Annotated in this window: 14 protein-coding genes; 12 read left to right on the plus strand and 2 right to left on the minus strand. The window is 59.2% G+C overall.

Annotation, left to right across the window (positions count from 1 at the left end):
- The first annotated feature begins 12 nt into the window (after window positions 1–12).
- The 12 genes from tssE to FXO12_RS02935 all read left to right on the plus strand — a co-directional run bounded on the left by tssE (window position 13) and on the right by FXO12_RS02935 (window position 13,766).
- Window positions 13–414 (plus strand): type VI secretion system baseplate subunit TssE, encoded by a 402-nt coding sequence (gene tssE, locus FXO12_RS02880; RefSeq protein ID WP_054898539.1) that lies wholly within the window; start codon window positions 13–15, stop codon window positions 412–414.
- Window positions 404–2,191, plus strand: a complete 1,788-nt coding sequence (gene tssF, locus FXO12_RS02885) for a type VI secretion system baseplate subunit TssF (RefSeq protein WP_057974856.1) — start codon at window positions 404–406, stop codon at window positions 2,189–2,191. The genes tssE and tssF overlap by 11 nt, the downstream gene beginning before the upstream one ends.
- The gene (gene tssG, locus FXO12_RS02890) at window positions 2,155–3,180 is read left to right on the plus strand and encodes a type VI secretion system baseplate subunit TssG (RefSeq protein ID WP_054898529.1); all 1,026 of its coding nucleotides are present in this window, start codon (window positions 2,155–2,157) and stop codon (window positions 3,178–3,180) included. The genes tssF and tssG overlap by 37 nt, the downstream gene beginning before the upstream one ends.
- 83 nt (window positions 3,181–3,263) lie before the next feature.
- Complete coding sequence (locus FXO12_RS02895; protein ID WP_057974855.1) at window positions 3,264–4,793, plus strand: sigma 54-interacting transcriptional regulator; 1,530 nt, start codon at window positions 3,264–3,266, stop codon at window positions 4,791–4,793.
- A 35-nt stretch (window positions 4,794–4,828) separates the two neighbouring features.
- Window positions 4,829–4,960 carry a hypothetical protein gene (locus tag FXO12_RS02900; RefSeq protein WP_034126102.1) on the plus strand — a complete coding sequence of 44 codons (132 nt, stop codon included), beginning with the start codon at window positions 4,829–4,831 and terminating at the stop codon, window positions 4,958–4,960.
- A gap of 10 nt (window positions 4,961–4,970) precedes the next feature.
- The gene (gene tagH / locus FXO12_RS02905) at window positions 4,971–6,164 is read left to right on the plus strand and encodes a type VI secretion system-associated FHA domain protein TagH (RefSeq protein WP_057974854.1); all 1,194 of its coding nucleotides are present in this window, start codon (window positions 4,971–4,973) and stop codon (window positions 6,162–6,164) included.
- Between the two features lie 5 nt (window positions 6,165–6,169).
- Window positions 6,170–6,655 carry a type VI secretion system lipoprotein TssJ gene (gene tssJ / locus FXO12_RS02910; RefSeq protein ID WP_034126100.1) on the plus strand — a complete coding sequence of 162 codons (486 nt, stop codon included), beginning with the start codon at window positions 6,170–6,172 and terminating at the stop codon, window positions 6,653–6,655.
- 1 nt (window position 6,656) lies between these two features.
- Entirely contained in the window at window positions 6,657–7,985 is a 1,329-nt protein-coding gene (gene tssK / locus FXO12_RS02915) for a type VI secretion system baseplate subunit TssK (RefSeq protein ID WP_054898532.1), read from the plus strand.
- Between the two features lie 5 nt (window positions 7,986–7,990).
- Window positions 7,991–8,851: a type IVB secretion system protein IcmH/DotU gene (icmH, locus tag FXO12_RS02920; RefSeq protein ID WP_054898533.1), complete on the plus strand. Its 861-nt coding sequence runs from the start codon at window positions 7,991–7,993 to the stop codon at window positions 8,849–8,851.
- Window positions 8,852–8,866: 15 nt separating this feature from the next.
- A complete protein-coding gene (tssM, locus tag FXO12_RS02925) occupies window positions 8,867–12,202 on the plus strand; it encodes a type VI secretion system membrane subunit TssM (RefSeq protein WP_057974851.1) in 3,336 nt (1,111 codons plus the stop codon).
- A gap of 2 nt (window positions 12,203–12,204) precedes the next feature.
- Entirely contained in the window at window positions 12,205–12,927 is a 723-nt protein-coding gene (locus FXO12_RS02930; RefSeq protein WP_057974850.1) for a PP2C family serine/threonine-protein phosphatase, read from the plus strand.
- 71 nt (window positions 12,928–12,998) lie between these two features.
- On the plus strand, window positions 12,999–13,766 hold the full coding sequence (locus FXO12_RS02935) for a serine/threonine-protein kinase (RefSeq protein ID WP_034126095.1): 768 nt from the start codon (window positions 12,999–13,001) through the stop codon (window positions 13,764–13,766).
- An 8-nt stretch (window positions 13,767–13,774) separates the two neighbouring features.
- Here FXO12_RS02935 and FXO12_RS02940 read toward each other — a convergent pair whose 3' ends face one another.
- Together FXO12_RS02940 and FXO12_RS02945 are read right to left on the minus strand one after the other, a co-directional pair.
- Window positions 13,775–14,104 (minus strand): DUF6388 family protein, encoded by a 330-nt coding sequence (locus tag FXO12_RS02940; protein WP_054898536.1) that lies wholly within the window; start codon window positions 14,102–14,104, stop codon window positions 13,775–13,777.
- An 11-nt stretch (window positions 14,105–14,115) separates the two neighbouring features.
- Window positions 14,116–14,370, minus strand: coding sequence for a hypothetical protein (locus FXO12_RS02945; RefSeq protein WP_230032401.1), 255 nt, complete (start codon window positions 14,368–14,370; stop codon window positions 14,116–14,118).
- Window positions 14,371–14,709 lie beyond the last annotated feature (339 nt).

Consider the following 14,709-nt stretch of genomic DNA (forward strand, 5'->3'; position numbering starts at 1 on the left):
AGAGGCTACGGCATGCCAGAGCACGGCAGCCTTTTCGAACGCCTCGAATGCGGTGCGTCGCCCCCGGAGGGCGGGGCGGCGTCCATTGCTGCCCATCTGGGGAAAATGCTCAGCACTCGCGCGGGCAGTGTCAAGACATTGCCTGATTATGGGCTGCCGGACCTCAATGACATGCGGCTTAGCTTGCATGAGTCCTTGAGCCAGTCGCGTCTACATATCGAGCGCTTTATCCAGGCCTATGAACCGCGGTTGACGAATGCACGTGTCAGGCTGTTGCCGGGGGCGCGTGAATCCCTGGAGTTGGCGTTTGCCATCGAGGCTGAGCGGGCCATTGACGGCATCCTGCAGCCCGTGGTGTTCCACGCCCGCCTCACGGATGCCGGGCGGGTTGAGGTTTTTACCGATGACGCTTGACCGATATTTTCAAAGCGAACTCAGTGCCCTGCGCCAACTGGGCAGGCGTTTTTCAGAGCGCAATCCCGCCCTGGCGCCGTTTCTCGCCGAGGCTGGCCAGGACCCGGATGTCGAACGCTTGCTGGAGGGTTTTGCCTTTTTGACCGCGCGCCTGCGCCAGAAGCTGGATGACGAACTGCCGGAGTTGACGCATTCGTTGATGCACTTGCTCTGGCCTCATTACATGCGGCCGATACCGGCCTTCAGCATCCTGCAATTCGATCCGTTGAAACGCGCTGGTCCCGGTGTTCGAGTGGGTCGGGACACCGCCGTGGAAAGCGCCACCATCCACGGCGAGCGTTGCCGGTTCCGTACATGTTACGCCACCGATGTCATGCCCCTGCAACTCAGTGGCCTGGAATACCGGAGCCAGGGCGAAGGGGCCTGTCTGGATTTGCACCTGAGCATGAGTGTCGCAGGTAACTTCAGCGAGTTGGCATTTGATTCACTGCGCTTGCACCTGGCCGGAGACCCCTATGTCAGTCAGGGCCTGTATCTGAACCTGTTGCGTCATCTCGATGGGATCTGCCTGCTGTTACTGGATCACGACGGTATGCCGATCATCGCCAGCGATGGCATGCCCGTGATGCTACGGCTCGCTGCTGACCAGGTTCGGCCGGTGGGATTCTCCAAGGAGCAGGCGTTGATTCCTTATCCGCAGAATGCCCTGGGGGGTTATCGACACCTGCAGGAGTACTTTGCTTTTCCCGAGAAGTACCTGTTTGTCGACGTTGAAGGTCTGAGTGTGCTGCACACGCTGTCTCACGAGCTGCTCCGGCAGGCGCATGGCATGGTAATGCGCTTTGAACATCGCACTCACGGCCGTGAACCTCAGCGTCCCACCCTGGACAACATAAAGTTGTATTGCACGCCCATCGTCAACCTGTTCAAGCAGGATGCGATTCCTATTCGCCTGGATGGAAAGCAGGATGAGTACCTCTTGGTGCCCGGGGAATATACGCCGGGTAATGCCAGCGTCTTTTCCGTGGATCAGGTCACTGGGTGGCGCCCCGGTGGCTTGGGCTATCAAACCTACGTGCCGTTCGAGTCGTTTGAGCATGACTGCGACACTGAGCCCCTGGCGGCACCGCCCAGCTACAGCATTCGCCAACGCTCGTCGGTTCAACATGCCGGGCTCGATACCTGGATGGGGTTTGGCAACCGCCGCGAACGGGGCCATGAAACCTTGTCGGTCGAACTGACCTGTACTAATTGCAACCTGCCGCGCCAACTGCGTGCGGGTGATATCAATCTGCCCGGTGAGCAGACGCCGGAGTCGTTGACGTTCCGCAACATCACCGCGCCAACGGCGAGCTTCGCACCACCACTGGACCAAGACTATCTGTGGAAGCTCATCAGCAACATGTCGCTCAACTATTTGTCGTTGACCGATATCAATGCCTTGAAAGTGATTCTGGAGTCCTACGATTTGTCGCGTTATTACGATCGCCAGGCCCTGAAGGTCAGCCAGAAAAGACTGGGCGCCTTGCTCTCCATCCGCCAAGAGCCAGTGGATCGCCTGCACCGCGGGCTGCCCATCCGAGGCGTGCGGATCGATCTGACGGTCGATTCCCAGGGCTTTGTTGGCCAGGGCGACCTGTTTGTATTCGCTTGCGTTCTAAATGAGTTTTTTGCGCTTTATGCCAGCCTCAATTCGTATCACGAGTTGCGGGTCATCAGCACACAAGGAGACGTGTATCTATGGCCATCCCAGATGGGACAGCAACCCCAGCTCTGACTCAACTTTGTCGCGTTATCCGTGAGTTCACGTTGTTTCAGGCGGTTCTGCAGGTTATCGAGCATTTGCGCGAGGCCCATCCGCTTTTAGATGACGACGCGCTGTACGACCAGTTGGAGTTCCAGGCCAACCCTGGTCTCGGGTTTGCCGCGCACGATATTGACCGGGTGGAGTTCTTTATGGAACAGGGCCAATTGCGCGCACGCCTGCGTCTGAATGTGTTGGGGTTATTCGGTGCGGGGTCACCACTGCCCGCGTTTTATGGTGAGCAGGCATTCGCCGAGCGCTCGGGTGGCAACCCGACTCGGGATTTCCTCGACCTGTTCCACCATCGGCTGCACCGGCTGATGCTGCCGATCTGGCGCAAGTACCGCTATCGGGCGTGTTTCCGGGCAGGTGCCAACGATAGGTTTTCCGAGCAGATGTTTGCCTTGATAGGGCTGGGCGCAGCTGCGATACGGGGCGTTTGCCAAGTCGATTGCAAGCGCTTGCTGCCTTACCTTGGCTTGCTGAGTTTACGGGTGCATTCGGCGGCGTTGATCGAGTCGGTCCTGCGTTACTACTTCATGCACGAGGCGTTGTTTCTAGAGCAATGGGTTGCACGTACGGTCGAGGTCTGCCAGACGCAGCGCAATCATCTGGGGCGGGCCAATAGTGCTCTTGGCGATGACCTGGTTCTGGGGCACCGCATCGCTGACCGCAGTGGCAAGTTCAGGGTGCATGTCCGGGCGCTGTGCTGGGAGCGTTTCCACGATTTTCTGCCCACCGGAAGTGCCTACCAACCACTGCGTTCGCTGGTGCGCCTGACCCTGCGGGACCCCTTGGACTACGACCTGAGCCTGATGTTGGCGCAGGGCCAGATCAAGGCCTTGCATATTGGTGAGAACACAGTTTGCCGCCTGGGCTGGACCACTTGGCTGGCGCATGAACAGGCCGATGGCGTGGTCACGCTGACCCACAATTCATCAGGGATTAATGACCATGACTAATGCGGACCTGCAACAACTGATCGGCGCGCTGTCGGCAAGACCGACACAGTGCTGGCCCTGGCGTGTTTCGACGAGTGCAGCCCATGACCGATAACCTGCTTGGTAAAGAGGCCGACCCGCTGGTTTATGTCGACGCGCTGTCTGCCTGTTTCACACGCTTGGGGTTCGAGCGCGATGAACATTCGTTACTTGAAGGATGCGTTACCGGGGCGGCACGGCTGAGCCAGTGTGAGCTCAGCCAATTGTATCTGCTGGACGAAGTGACCGGCCGGCTTGAACTGACCGCTCAACATATGGCCCAGATACCATCGCTCTCCGTTGCGCCTGCGTGTCCCGATCAGTCCCACCAAGGGCTGCTGCACGCAACCTTGAACCAGGGCTCCGTCCTGAGTCTGGAGGATGTGCAAGACAGTGGGTATGACACCCGCTTCCTCCCGGCAATGGCGATACCCTGGCGTGCGCTATTGATCGTGCCGCTGCTCAGCCGATGCAAACGTATGACCGGTGTGCTGGTCTTCGCCCGCCAGCAGTCGGTCCAGTTGCGAGTCTACGCCTCATCCTTGGGGCATTTGGGCAGCTTCGCCTTGAATCAGTTACTCGCACTGCGCGATATCCAGCCCATCGTTGGCACAAAGCGCAGATGCGACAAACCGTTGGCTGGAACATATGGCTTGATTGGCACCAGTGCGGCAATGGAGCAGGCGTGCCGGCTGATCAGTAAAGTGCTGCACACGTCTTATACCGTGCTGCTGCACGGTGAGACCGGCACTGGCAAGGAAGTGGTGGCCCGCGCCATCCATGCCGCCGGGCCGCGCAAGGCCAAGGCCTTTGTCGTGCAGAACTGCGCAGCGTTCCCGGAAGGGTTGCTTGAAAGCGAACTGTTCGGCTACCGAAAAGGCGCGTTCACTGGCGCCGAGCGCAATCACGCGGGGCTGTTCGACGCTGCGCATGGCGGTACGTTGCTGCTGGATGAGATCGGCGATATGCCGCTGTCACTGCAAGCCAAGTTGCTGCGGGTATTGCAGGAGGGCGAGGTTCGCCCACTGGGCGCCAGTGCAGCCCATAAGGTTGATGTCCGCATCATTGCTGCCACCCATCGCGACCTCGCGGCGATGGTTGCCGAGGGGCGCTTTCGCGAGGATCTCTATTATCGGCTTGCTCAGTTTCCCATCACTCTACCGGCCCTGCGCGAGCGAGACGGCGATGTACAGCAACTGGCGCGCTATTTCACGGACAAGGTTTGCGAAGCGCTGGAAAGGTCACCTGTCGATTGGTCGAATACCGCCCTTGATCAACTTTCCAGCCACAGCTTCCCCGGCAACATACGCGAGCTCAAATGCCTGGTGGAGCGCGCCGTGCTGTTGTGTGACGACAGCGTGATCCGACCGGAGCATCTGGCGCTGCCAATGACACTGACGCCAGCCGCTACCGATGAAGCGACCCTGCGCCAGCGCATGGAGCGAGTGGAGCGCACGTTTTTGCTCGATTGCCTGCACAAGAATCGCGGTAATCGCACCCGTACGGCACGGGAGCTAGGGGTTGCCCGGCGTACGCTGCTCTACCGTCTTGCCCGCTTGAACATTACCTTTGGCGATGCCAGGGAAGAACGCTGAATGACGCACCTTATTTTCACTATGGGAGAAAGCCGATGCCTGATCGTCCATGGCACATCGTCGTGCTTGTACTGTTTTTGCTGGGTGGCTGTAACGCCAACTATGTATTCGATGACGCTGAGTACCATCCTGTGGGTGACCCACAGGCGATCACTCGTGGCCGCTGAATGGAGGGTCATGAAGATGCAGCTTGTGTTTGAGATCTGCGCGCCCGAGAGCGAAAAGAACGTGCCCCTGGACCGCAAAGTGTTTGACGTGAGTGGTGGCGTGATCGGCCGCGGCTCGGAATGTGATTGGGTAATACCTGACGCCAGCCGCGTGCTCTCCAGCCACCATGGACTGGTCGCCTACCGCGAGGGCCGCTATTTCCTCACGGATATCAGCCGCAACGGAATCAGGGTGGCAGGGAGTCATGAGCGCCTGCGCAAGGGGCACGCGCGATTGATCAGTGATGGCGAAGTGTTCGAGCTGGGAGCGTTGGCGATACGTGCGCGCTTGCTGGAGCCACCGCAACCTGCTGGCGGCTTGCAGGCCGCCTCGGCAGTAACGATCCCTGAAGACGCCTTCCTCTCGCTGGGCCCTTCGCATCAGTTGGACCTTGATTGCCGTATGCATGCCTTTTCGCAGGATCTGGAGGCATTGAACGAGTCCGCCGATGAGCAGCAAGTGTGGACGGATCGCTACGGGGCTGACCGGGAGCACGTGGTCTTCCCACGTCGGGAAGAACCCGCGGTAGAGGTTGCTACGGTACAGGCAGCGATGACTGTGCCGACTGATGACGAGTTCTGGCCACAATTTGCAGCAGCCTTGGGCCTGGACCTGAATACGCTCGATCAACCGGGTCGGCAAGCACTGGCGATCAAGGTGGCGCGCTTATTTCGCCTGACGATCGAAGGGTTGCAACAAAGTTTGCGCACCCGTGACGAATTGAATAACGAGTTGGATACAGCGCCGTTCGGCAGCCATGGTGTGGGCCTTAATCCCTTGAAAGCGTGTAGCGACATCGATGCTGCGGTAGCTGCGATGTTGGATATAAGTGCGTTAGGCCAGATGCCCGCTGTACGGGCTATCACCCAGGCTCACCGGGAACTGCAAGCGCATCAGGTCGCACTGTTGGCCGCCTGTCGAAGCACCTTGCGCAACGCCCGTGCGGCCTTTGAGCCCAGCTATCTGTTGGGATGCTTCGAGTCCTCGGGCAAGTCGGTCGGGTTTTTCTCGGATGGTGGGCATTGGCGTGCGTACCAGCGTCATTACCAGCGTCTGGTGGCGCAAGAGCGATTGAATGATCGTCCTTTGGGGGGCGACTTCGCCAAGGCCTATGAGGAGCAGGTGCGCCTGATCTCCAGCCTGCATATTGATTTTCCAGGATAATGCTCATGTACCGAGTCACCCTTGCTTTGCTGTTGCTCATGTTCGGGCTATTGACAGGTTGCAGCGCCGCCTCGCCTTTTTCTAAGCTGACCAAGCTAGACATGGCGCTGACCGCCAGTGAACTCGTCAACCCGGATCTGCATGGCCGCCCCTCGCCAGTTGTGGTGCAGTTGATTGAACTGCGCCAGGGCGTCGCTTTTGAACATGCCGACTTCTTCGGTCTGTATGGCAATGCGCAGCAGACGCTGTCCAAGGACTGGGTAAACAGCGACGAACTTGAATTGCGCCCTGGGGACCGCCTGGGGCTCAAGCTTCGTATCGGACCTGACAGTCGTTTCGTGGGGGTGCTGGCGGCTTATCGAGACCTGCCCAATGTCCAGTGGCGGCTACTGATCCCGCTGACCGTGCAACAACGTAACCGTGCTGATCTGGTATTGGATCAGACCGGTATACGCGTTGCTGGCTCACTCGCCGGCCTGGAGGCGCAGTGACATGCAGGCTCAGAAAGTTATCTGGCAAGAAGGCATGCTGTTGCGGCCACAGCACTTGCAGCACAACGACCGTTATTATCATCAACAACTCACCCAGACGCGCTTGTTGGGCAGTGATACCTGGGGCTTGCTCACGCTGGAACTCAATTTGCAGTACCTCAAGCTGGGCAAGCTGGTGGTCAACCAGGCCAGCGGCGTTTTGCCGGACGGTAGCCTGTTTGAGTTGAGCCCCGGCATGGAACCTCTGGTGTTGCAGGTACCCACCGACACGGGCAGACAAGGCGTTTTCCTGGCGCTCCCGTTGGCCAGTGGCAGTCACCTTGAAGTTCGCCAGCCAGGACAGAGTGATGTGCTGGCACGCTACGTCAGCTGCGAAGTGGAAGTGGGAGATGCCAATGCGGGTGTGGATACGCGTTGCCGGATCAACTGCGCACGTCCCGACTTACGTCTTCTGTTGGGCGAACACCCGCATGACGAGCACTTCGTCAAACTCAAGATCGCCCAGGTACTGGACGCCACCGACGAGGGGGGAGTGAACCTGGATACAACGTTCATCCCTACGTTCATTTTCGTGCAGGAGCATGGGTACGTGGCGTCGTGTCTCAAGGAGGTGATCGGCCTGCTTGTCAGCAGGGGCGATGCCATCGCTGCACGTATTCGTGGCGAGAGCACGACCGCAGGCACACAAATCGCTGACTTCCTGATGCTGCAAGTAATCAATCGTACCGAGCTGGAGCTGCGCCACTGCCTGAGCCAGGCTCGGGTGCGGCCCGAAGCAGTGTTCCGTGCGCTGGTGTCCCTGCTCGGTGAGTTATCAACGTTCGCCAGTGACAGTAAGCGTGCGCAGTTGAACGTTCATTACCAACACGGTGATCAGGGCGCCAGTTTTCGTGGGCTGATGGAGCAGGTGCGCTTGGTGCTGTCTGTGGTGTTGGAGCAACAGGCGATCAAGTTGGCTTTGCAGCCGCGCCAATATGGCGTCCTGGTATGCCCAGTCAGCGAGTTGAAATTGCTTGGTACGGCCACCTTCATTTTGGCGGCCACTGCGCAGTGTGAGGCGCAGGAACTGCGCCAGCGTCTGCCGGCACACCTGAAAGTCGCGCCGGTTGAGCGCATACGTGAATTGGTCAACCTGCACTTGGCCGGTATCAAGGTCACGTCGTTGCCAGTGGCGCCGCGACAGATTCCATTTCACGCCGGCAAGACCTACTTCATGCTCGATATGAGCGCTCGTGATATCGCACAACTGGAGCAGTCAGGTGGTTTCGCTTTCCACGTAGGAGGTGAGTTCACCGGGCTTGAACTTGACTTCTGGGCCATCAGGAATTGAACGCCATGGAAAGTGAATGCACTCAAGATGAAAAAACCGTCTTGCTTGACCGGGAAAGTCATGGGCCTGCCCAAGGACCATTAACGGACTTCCCGTCGCCGCCGCGTTATGAGCAGTTGGAAGATCGGATGATCTACGCCGGCCTCAGGCTCGATACGCAAAGCTTCCAGGTTGGGCTCAACCCTATAGTCGACGCAGCCTGGGCGGTATTGTCCGAGGTTGTAGGGCTCAGGCGCTGCTCTGGCCGTGAAAGTTGGGACACGCTCAACGAGCGGTTGTCGTTGGCTGTCAATCAATTTGAAACCCACGCTTTGCAGGGCGGCGTGGAAAGCAGCCAGATAATATCGGCGCGTTATGTGTTGTGCAGTGTGATTGACGAGGCGGTCTTGATAACTCCGTGGGGGGCGCAGAGCGAGTGGTCGAAAAAGAGCCTGTTGAGCCGCTTTCATAACGAAACCTTCGGGGGCGAAAAAGTTTTCCAACTGCTGGAGCGGCTGTCGCGCGACCCCCTCAAGCACCTGGCGATGCTGGAGCTTTTGTACCTGTGTCTATCTTTGGGGTTCGAGGGCAAATACCGGGTCATGGAGCGGGGCGCGTCACAACTTGAGGCTGTTCGTGATGCCTTGTATCGCCAGATCAGGCATGTACGTGGGGAACCGCTGAAGGCGCCGCTACTGCCTGCCATACAGGGGAAGGACCCGCACAAGCGGATCCGTGTCATTCCCGTCACCTGGTGTGTGGCATTCACCCTGAGCTGTTTGTTGGCTCTGTATACAGGATTTGCCTGGGTACTGAGCAAGGAACGATCGAATGCACTGCAACCCCTTCAATTCTCGGCGTCGGACCTGATTCGTACGCCCTTGTAAACGCTGGAGCAATGAATGAGCGCATTCTTCAAGAGGATGGGCGCCGTGCTGGGCAGGGTTTGGGTTTGGAGCCTTCTGCTGGCGCTTTCCTGTGCGGCACTCGTGTGGTTTTTAGGGCCGCTGTTGGCAGTGGATGACTATCGTATCTGGCAGGGGACGACTGCTCGCCTGCTTACCATCAGCATCGTGTTTTTACTGTGGGGGCTGGTGATAGCGCTTACGGATACTGGTAGTGCTACCAGGCGCCAAAGGCCCCCGCGTGAGCAGCCGTTGAAGTGGGTCGAGGATGAGCGCCGTCAGGTAAGCGTTCGATTCAAAAACGCTGTGCATCTGCTGAAAACATCCAGCCATTATGGCGTGCATAACGCACGGTGGCGCCATGATCTGCCGTGGTACCTGTTGATCGGCGAGCCGGGCAGTGGCAAAACGCAGTTACTGGCTGCCGCCGGCTTGCCGTTGGCGCTCGACCCTGCCCAAGGGCGACCAATGGGCAGTAGCACTCATTGTGAATGGTACTTTGCCGCCGCAGGCATACTCGTCGACACGCCGGGGCGCTACCTTACCCAGCCTGACAGCTCAGTGGATGCCGCAGGTTGGGCAACCCTGCTCAATCTGCTCAGATGGCGGCGCCGAGTGCGTCCGCTGAATGGTGTAGTGGTGACGCTGTCGGTCGACACGTTGTTGAGCATCAACGAGTACGACCTGGATCATCACGCACGCCGTGTGCACTCACGTTTGCAGGAGATTCAGCAGACGTTGCATGTGGATGTGCCGATCTACCTGGTTTTGACCCAGGCCGATCGGTTGTCGGGATTCGCTGAGTTCTTCGACCTGCCCCACGCAGAGAGTGCTGACAGCTTGCTTGGGCAGCACTTGGACGCCCATGTCGAGGATACTGACACTACGCAGGTTCGCCGGGCCGTCGAGCGATTGTTACAGCGCTTGAATAGTGAGCTGATCGGGCGATTGCACCAGGAGCGCAATGTCGAGCGCCGGGGGCTGATGCTGGGATTCCCCCAGCAGGTGGCACGAATAGGTGAACGCGTGAATCTGTTCGCTGAAATGGCGTTTTCCTCTCATCGCTACCAACCCATCAATGGTCTGCGAGGGATTTTCCTGACCTGCGCCGATGGCCGGCACCCGCGATTTGTGCAGGGCCTGTTCAGCCAGGCAATCTTTGCCGAAGCCGACCTCGCTGGCTTGCAGGCCGAGGAACGACAGCGAATCCGTTGGCGCCAGGGGTTGCAAGCGATGGCCGTAGCCTTGGTTATTGGCGGTGTCGGCGGGCTGTGGTGGCACAGTTATGCCGTCAACCATCAACGACTGGCGCAGTTGGCGGCACTGGTAGCTCTCCCGCCGCTTGGCTCGCAAGCCAGCGATGACAGCACGGCGCTGTTGGCGCTGTTGGATGCGCGGCTGGCGGCGACCCGGGTTTTTCCCAGGTCGGCAGATGTGCGCCTGGTCGAGCACGTTGGGCTGTATCAGGGCGAGCTGAGTCGGCCCAGTGTCGAACACGCCTATGAGCAGGCACTGCACCAGCAATTGCTGCGTTGGATAACCGCCCAACTGGACGAGCAGGTATATGCCAGCCTGGGAGATCGGGACCGGCTATTGGACAATCTGCGCGCGTATTTGATGCTCAACTTGCGCGAGCGCCGTGAGACTGCTTGGCTGGCACAACATATGGCGAGCCTCTGGTCGGAGCGTTTTGCCGGGGACATGTCGACACAAAAGCGCCTGAATGATCACTTTGCGCGGCTGCTTGAGCGTCCGTTTGTCGGGCCGCTCAACGAGGAACGGGTGGCTCAGGCTCGCGAAGCACTGAGGGGCGAGTCATTGGCCGACGTGGTGTATCGGGTACTGCGCGAACAAGCCCGCGATCTGGAACCCTTGCGCCTGGCCGAGGGCAATGTATTCGCTGGTATCGCCCCCTCCGTACCGGGTTTCTATACCAAAAGGTATCTGCAGTACTTTGAGACGCAGGGTCCACGGTTGGTTGACACCATTGCCCGGGATAACTGGGTGCTCGGTGAGGGTACCGATCTGGGCCATCAAGATTTGAGTCGGCTGATGGCGCAATTGCAGCAGCGCTATTTCAGTGAATATGCCGATGCCTGGAGCGATGTTCTCGGCCGTATCACGCTGCAAGAGACCGACAGCCTACGCCAGGACGCCGAGCAGCTCATGAGCCTGACTTCGGCCCAGTCCCCTTTGATTCGGTTGTTGCAACAGTTGCGTGAAAACACGCGTTTGCTGCCAGGTCATGAGCTGCTCGATAAAGCAGTGCAACATCCCGCAGACGTGGCCAAGGCGGCGCTGGTGGCTGGGACTGATGCTGCGCGGCGGGCGCTGCAACAAAAATTCGAGCCTTTGCATCAATTGCTGGATGAGCAGAACAACCCCGGAGCAGAGCTGACCCAGGCTTTGCGTCAGTTGGATGAACTGCACTTGCAACTGACGGCATTGAACCGTGACAGCGCACCCGAGCAGGCAGCCTTCCTGCGTGCCCGGCAGCGTATGGAGGGGCAGCAGGATGTGCTGGGTAGCCTGCGTGATGCCGCTGCGCGTCTGCCGCTACCCGTTGCCGGCTGGCTTGAGGGCCTGGCCGACGAGAGTTGGCGGCATTTGCTGGAGCAGGCCTATGTGCACGTCAACCAACGCTATCAGAGCGATGTGCGTAGCCCTTACGCCAAGGCAATTGGACGACGTTACCCGTTCCATGCCAACGCGAGCAATGACGTAGCCCTTCATGATTTTCAGGAGTTCTTCAAGCCACGAGGGGTGATGGTGCGCTTTTATGAGAACTACCTGCGGCCTTTCATCAGTGTCGACGGCACTCGCTACCGATTGCGTGGGCTGGATGGCCAGAGCTTGCCGGTTTCGCGTTCGCTGTTGGAGCAATTGACAAAAACCCAGGCCATACGCCGCGGTTTTTTTACCGAGGACACGGAGGAGTTATCTGTGCGGTTTACCGTGGCGCCCTACAGCCTGGACCCATCGATCAGTCGTGCGATTCTGCGCGTGGGTGACCAGCAATTGGAATATCGCCACGGTCCCATCGTGCCCGTGGCGTTCCGTTGGCCCACCGATGCAGACAATGGGCGCAGCAGTCTCGTCCTGGAGAAAGGCACCGAGCAGCGACCCTTGGGAATCGAGAAGAACACAGGGGCTTGGTCACTGTTCCGGTTTCTGGACCAGCTGCAGAGAGAACCCGCCAGTGGGCAAAATGCTCAGGTTTTCAAGGCAGACCTCGCCGGCCTGCGCGTCAATTACCTGCTGACCAGCCAACGCACGCCTGTCCCGTTTGATGTGGATACGTGGCGCACCTTTCGCTTGCCGGAGCAACTGTGAAGATGGCAGCCCCCTGGCGCAGCGCTGGTCGTACACAGCAGGGGCAGGCGCGGCTGCGCAACGAGGATGCATTCCTGGACGACCCGCGCCGCAGCTGCTGGGCGGTTGCGGACGGCATGGGCGGGTATCGCAACGGGGATGTCGCCAGCCGATGGGTAATCAGGCAGTTGGCAGCCGTGTCGGCTCAGGGCAACCTCGATCAGCGTATCCAGGCCGTTCGCAGTTGTTTGCAGGGCGTCAACCAAGGGTTGAGGCGTGCATGGACAGAACCTGGCGCACCTGCTGACGCGACGATGGGCAGTACCGTAGTTGCACTGCTGCTGGAGAAAGGCCGGGCGGCTTGTCTCTGGGCGGGAGACAGTCGCTGCTATCTATGGCGCGGGCAGAGTCTCTACCAATTGTCGAAGGACCACTCGTTGCTGCAGCGGCTCATGGACGAGCGTCACCTCAGCGCCGCGCAAGCCCAGGCCTACCCCGATGCCAGGGCCTTGACCCGAGCCGTGGGCGCGGGTTCGCGGTTGCACCTTGAGGCATTGGAACTCAGTACCCGCCCAGGGGATGTATTTTTATTATGCAGTGATGGTTTGTATCAGGCCCTCAGCCATGTGGACCTGGGACGAGCGTTGAGTATGCAAACGCCCCAGCAGGCAGTGGAACGGCTATTTGCAGGGGCGTTGCGCAGGCCGGTACATGATGACCTGACCGCGGTTGTCGTGCAGCCTTGAGCGCGTCGCCACAAGCCTTGCGTCTGCTGGTTGGGCGTTATCACCTTGAGCATGTCTTGGGCAGAGGGGGTATGGGCGTTGTGTACCGTGCGCGCGACCTGCTGCACGAGCAATTAGGCGAGCGCTGTTCGAACGTGGCGCTCAAGCTGGTGGACGAATCCATTTCCCAATGTCCCGATGCGCATGTGTTGTTGTACAACGAGTTTGCGTTGACCCGCAGCCTTCGGCACGACCGCGTGGTACGGACGTTCTCGTTCGAAGTCGACACACACAGCCAGGTCGCGTTCTTCACCATGGAGTTGTTGCAGGGGCTGACCCTGGACCGTCTGCTGCTGGAATGCCCTTATGGGTTGCCCTGGCGCGAACTGCAACCCATCGCCGTGCAGTTGCTGGATGCCTTGGTCTACACCCACCAGCAAAACGTGCTGCACGGTGACGTCAAACCAGCCAATGTCATGGTGGGCGAGGAGGGCGTGCGCTTGTTCGACTTCGGGCTAGGCCATGCCGCCGGGCAGGCTGGGGTGGGTTTGCCGAGTGTCAGCCGCAGTCGTTTCAATGCCTGGACACCTGCCTACGCAGCCCCGGAACTGTTGGCCGGCGGGGCGTTGACCGCGGCCGCCGACTTGTACGGCGTGGCCTGCATCCTATACGAACTGGCCCATGGCAAGCGTGTTGGCGAACGTTGCGCAATGGACCGACTGTCCCGGCCTGCGCAGTTGCCCAGGCATTGCTGGGCGGCGTTACAGGCTGCGCTCGCGGTGGACCCGCAGCACCGAAGCATAACGGTCGCCGAGTTGCGCCAAGTCATGGGGCGCAACCGGCCACGCTGGCGCTTGTAGGGTAGAGGTCAAACGGCCAATCCGTGCAACTGGCAGTACTCCAGCCAGTCCATGCCCGCCATCTGTGCGACTTCTTTATGCACTTCACGGCGCTGGGCCTCGAAGACTTCGGTGGAATCGGCCGTCAGCTTGAGGGTCAATTCCCAGGCGAACAGCTGTTGCTGTTCAGCGTGTGCCTCGAAAGCCTCATGCAGGCGTTCAGCGCGATACTGCGCCAGGGTTTCGCCCCTGGCCTGGGCTACCAGCGGGTTAAGACTGTCCAGCTCGGCAGCGACCTGCGGTTGTTCGCGCAGAAATCTGTCCAGTGCAAGCTGATAAGTATCGTTAGGCGTCGACACAGATAGACACCTTAACGAGAAGGATGAGAGCTGCTATCGGACGTGCGTGCGTTGAGGTGATGGCGGGCACGCTTGCGCGACCTGCGTCGCATCCAGTTCTGCAACGGCGCCAGCAAGAAAAACATCAGATAGGCGATCAGCACCAGCGTCAGGTCTACCCAGGTTTCAGCCACAGGCCCGGTAAACAATTCAATGACGTTCTTGATCACAAACAGCAACACCACGCTGCACAACCACAGCACAATGGTGACGAATAGAGGACGCATGTTACTTGAGCGCTTGTCTTGCATAGTGAGGTTCTCTCCTTTGGCCTGTTGTCGTTCCAGGCAAGATTCCCTGAGTGCGTACCCATTATCAGACAGGTTGTAACATCGTTTAACACGCACAAACCGTGCGGATGATACCGACTCAGACAGCCTTAGGGGATGATTCAAGTCAGAAAGTTCGATAAATCTGTAGGGATTTAGTCTAGCAGCCAGGCATTCACTGGTAAAAAGCCGGGCTGGGGCGGGGATAAAGGCTTTCGCTTCGGCTATCAGGGCGTGTAGCGTTAGCGGTGTTTCCGGCCGCTGATCTTCAGCGGCAGTCGGTGACAGGCAGAGGAC

It is taken from the genome of Pseudomonas sp. J380 (assembly GCF_009827115.1).
Taxonomy (GTDB): domain Bacteria; phylum Pseudomonadota; class Gammaproteobacteria; order Pseudomonadales; family Pseudomonadaceae; genus Aquipseudomonas; species Aquipseudomonas paracarnis.

What these genes read in the sequence shown, in the direction of transcription:
- tssE (WP_054898539.1), top strand. Translation starts at nt 13, where the DNA reads ATGCCAGAGCACGGCAGCCTTTTCGAACGCCTCGAATGCGGTGCGTCG.
- tssM (WP_057974851.1), top strand. Translation starts at nt 8,867, where the DNA reads ATGAGCGCATTCTTCAAGAGGATGGGCGCCGTGCTGGGCAGGGTTTGG.
- FXO12_RS02935 (WP_034126095.1), top strand. Translation starts at nt 12,999, where the DNA reads ATGGGCGTTGTGTACCGTGCGCGCGACCTGCTGCACGAGCAATTAGGC.
- tssJ (WP_034126100.1), top strand. Translation starts at nt 6,170, where the DNA reads ATGTACCGAGTCACCCTTGCTTTGCTGTTGCTCATGTTCGGGCTATTG.
- FXO12_RS02900 (WP_034126102.1), top strand. Translation starts at nt 4,829, where the DNA reads ATGCCTGATCGTCCATGGCACATCGTCGTGCTTGTACTGTTTTTGCTG.
- icmH (WP_054898533.1), top strand. Translation starts at nt 7,991, where the DNA reads ATGGAAAGTGAATGCACTCAAGATGAAAAAACCGTCTTGCTTGACCGG.
- tssG (WP_054898529.1), top strand. Translation starts at nt 2,155, where the DNA reads ATGGCCATCCCAGATGGGACAGCAACCCCAGCTCTGACTCAACTTTGT.
- tagH (WP_057974854.1), top strand. Translation starts at nt 4,971, where the DNA reads ATGAAGATGCAGCTTGTGTTTGAGATCTGCGCGCCCGAGAGCGAAAAG.
- FXO12_RS02895 (WP_057974855.1), top strand. Translation starts at nt 3,264, where the DNA reads ATGACCGATAACCTGCTTGGTAAAGAGGCCGACCCGCTGGTTTATGTC.
- FXO12_RS02930 (WP_057974850.1), top strand. Translation starts at nt 12,205, where the DNA reads ATGGCAGCCCCCTGGCGCAGCGCTGGTCGTACACAGCAGGGGCAGGCG.
- FXO12_RS02945 (WP_230032401.1), bottom strand. Translation starts at nt 14,370, where the DNA reads ATGCGTCCTCTATTCGTCACCATTGTGCTGTGGTTGTGCAGCGTGGTG.
- tssK (WP_054898532.1), top strand. Translation starts at nt 6,657, where the DNA reads ATGCAGGCTCAGAAAGTTATCTGGCAAGAAGGCATGCTGTTGCGGCCA.
- tssF (WP_057974856.1), top strand. Translation starts at nt 404, where the DNA reads ATGACGCTTGACCGATATTTTCAAAGCGAACTCAGTGCCCTGCGCCAA.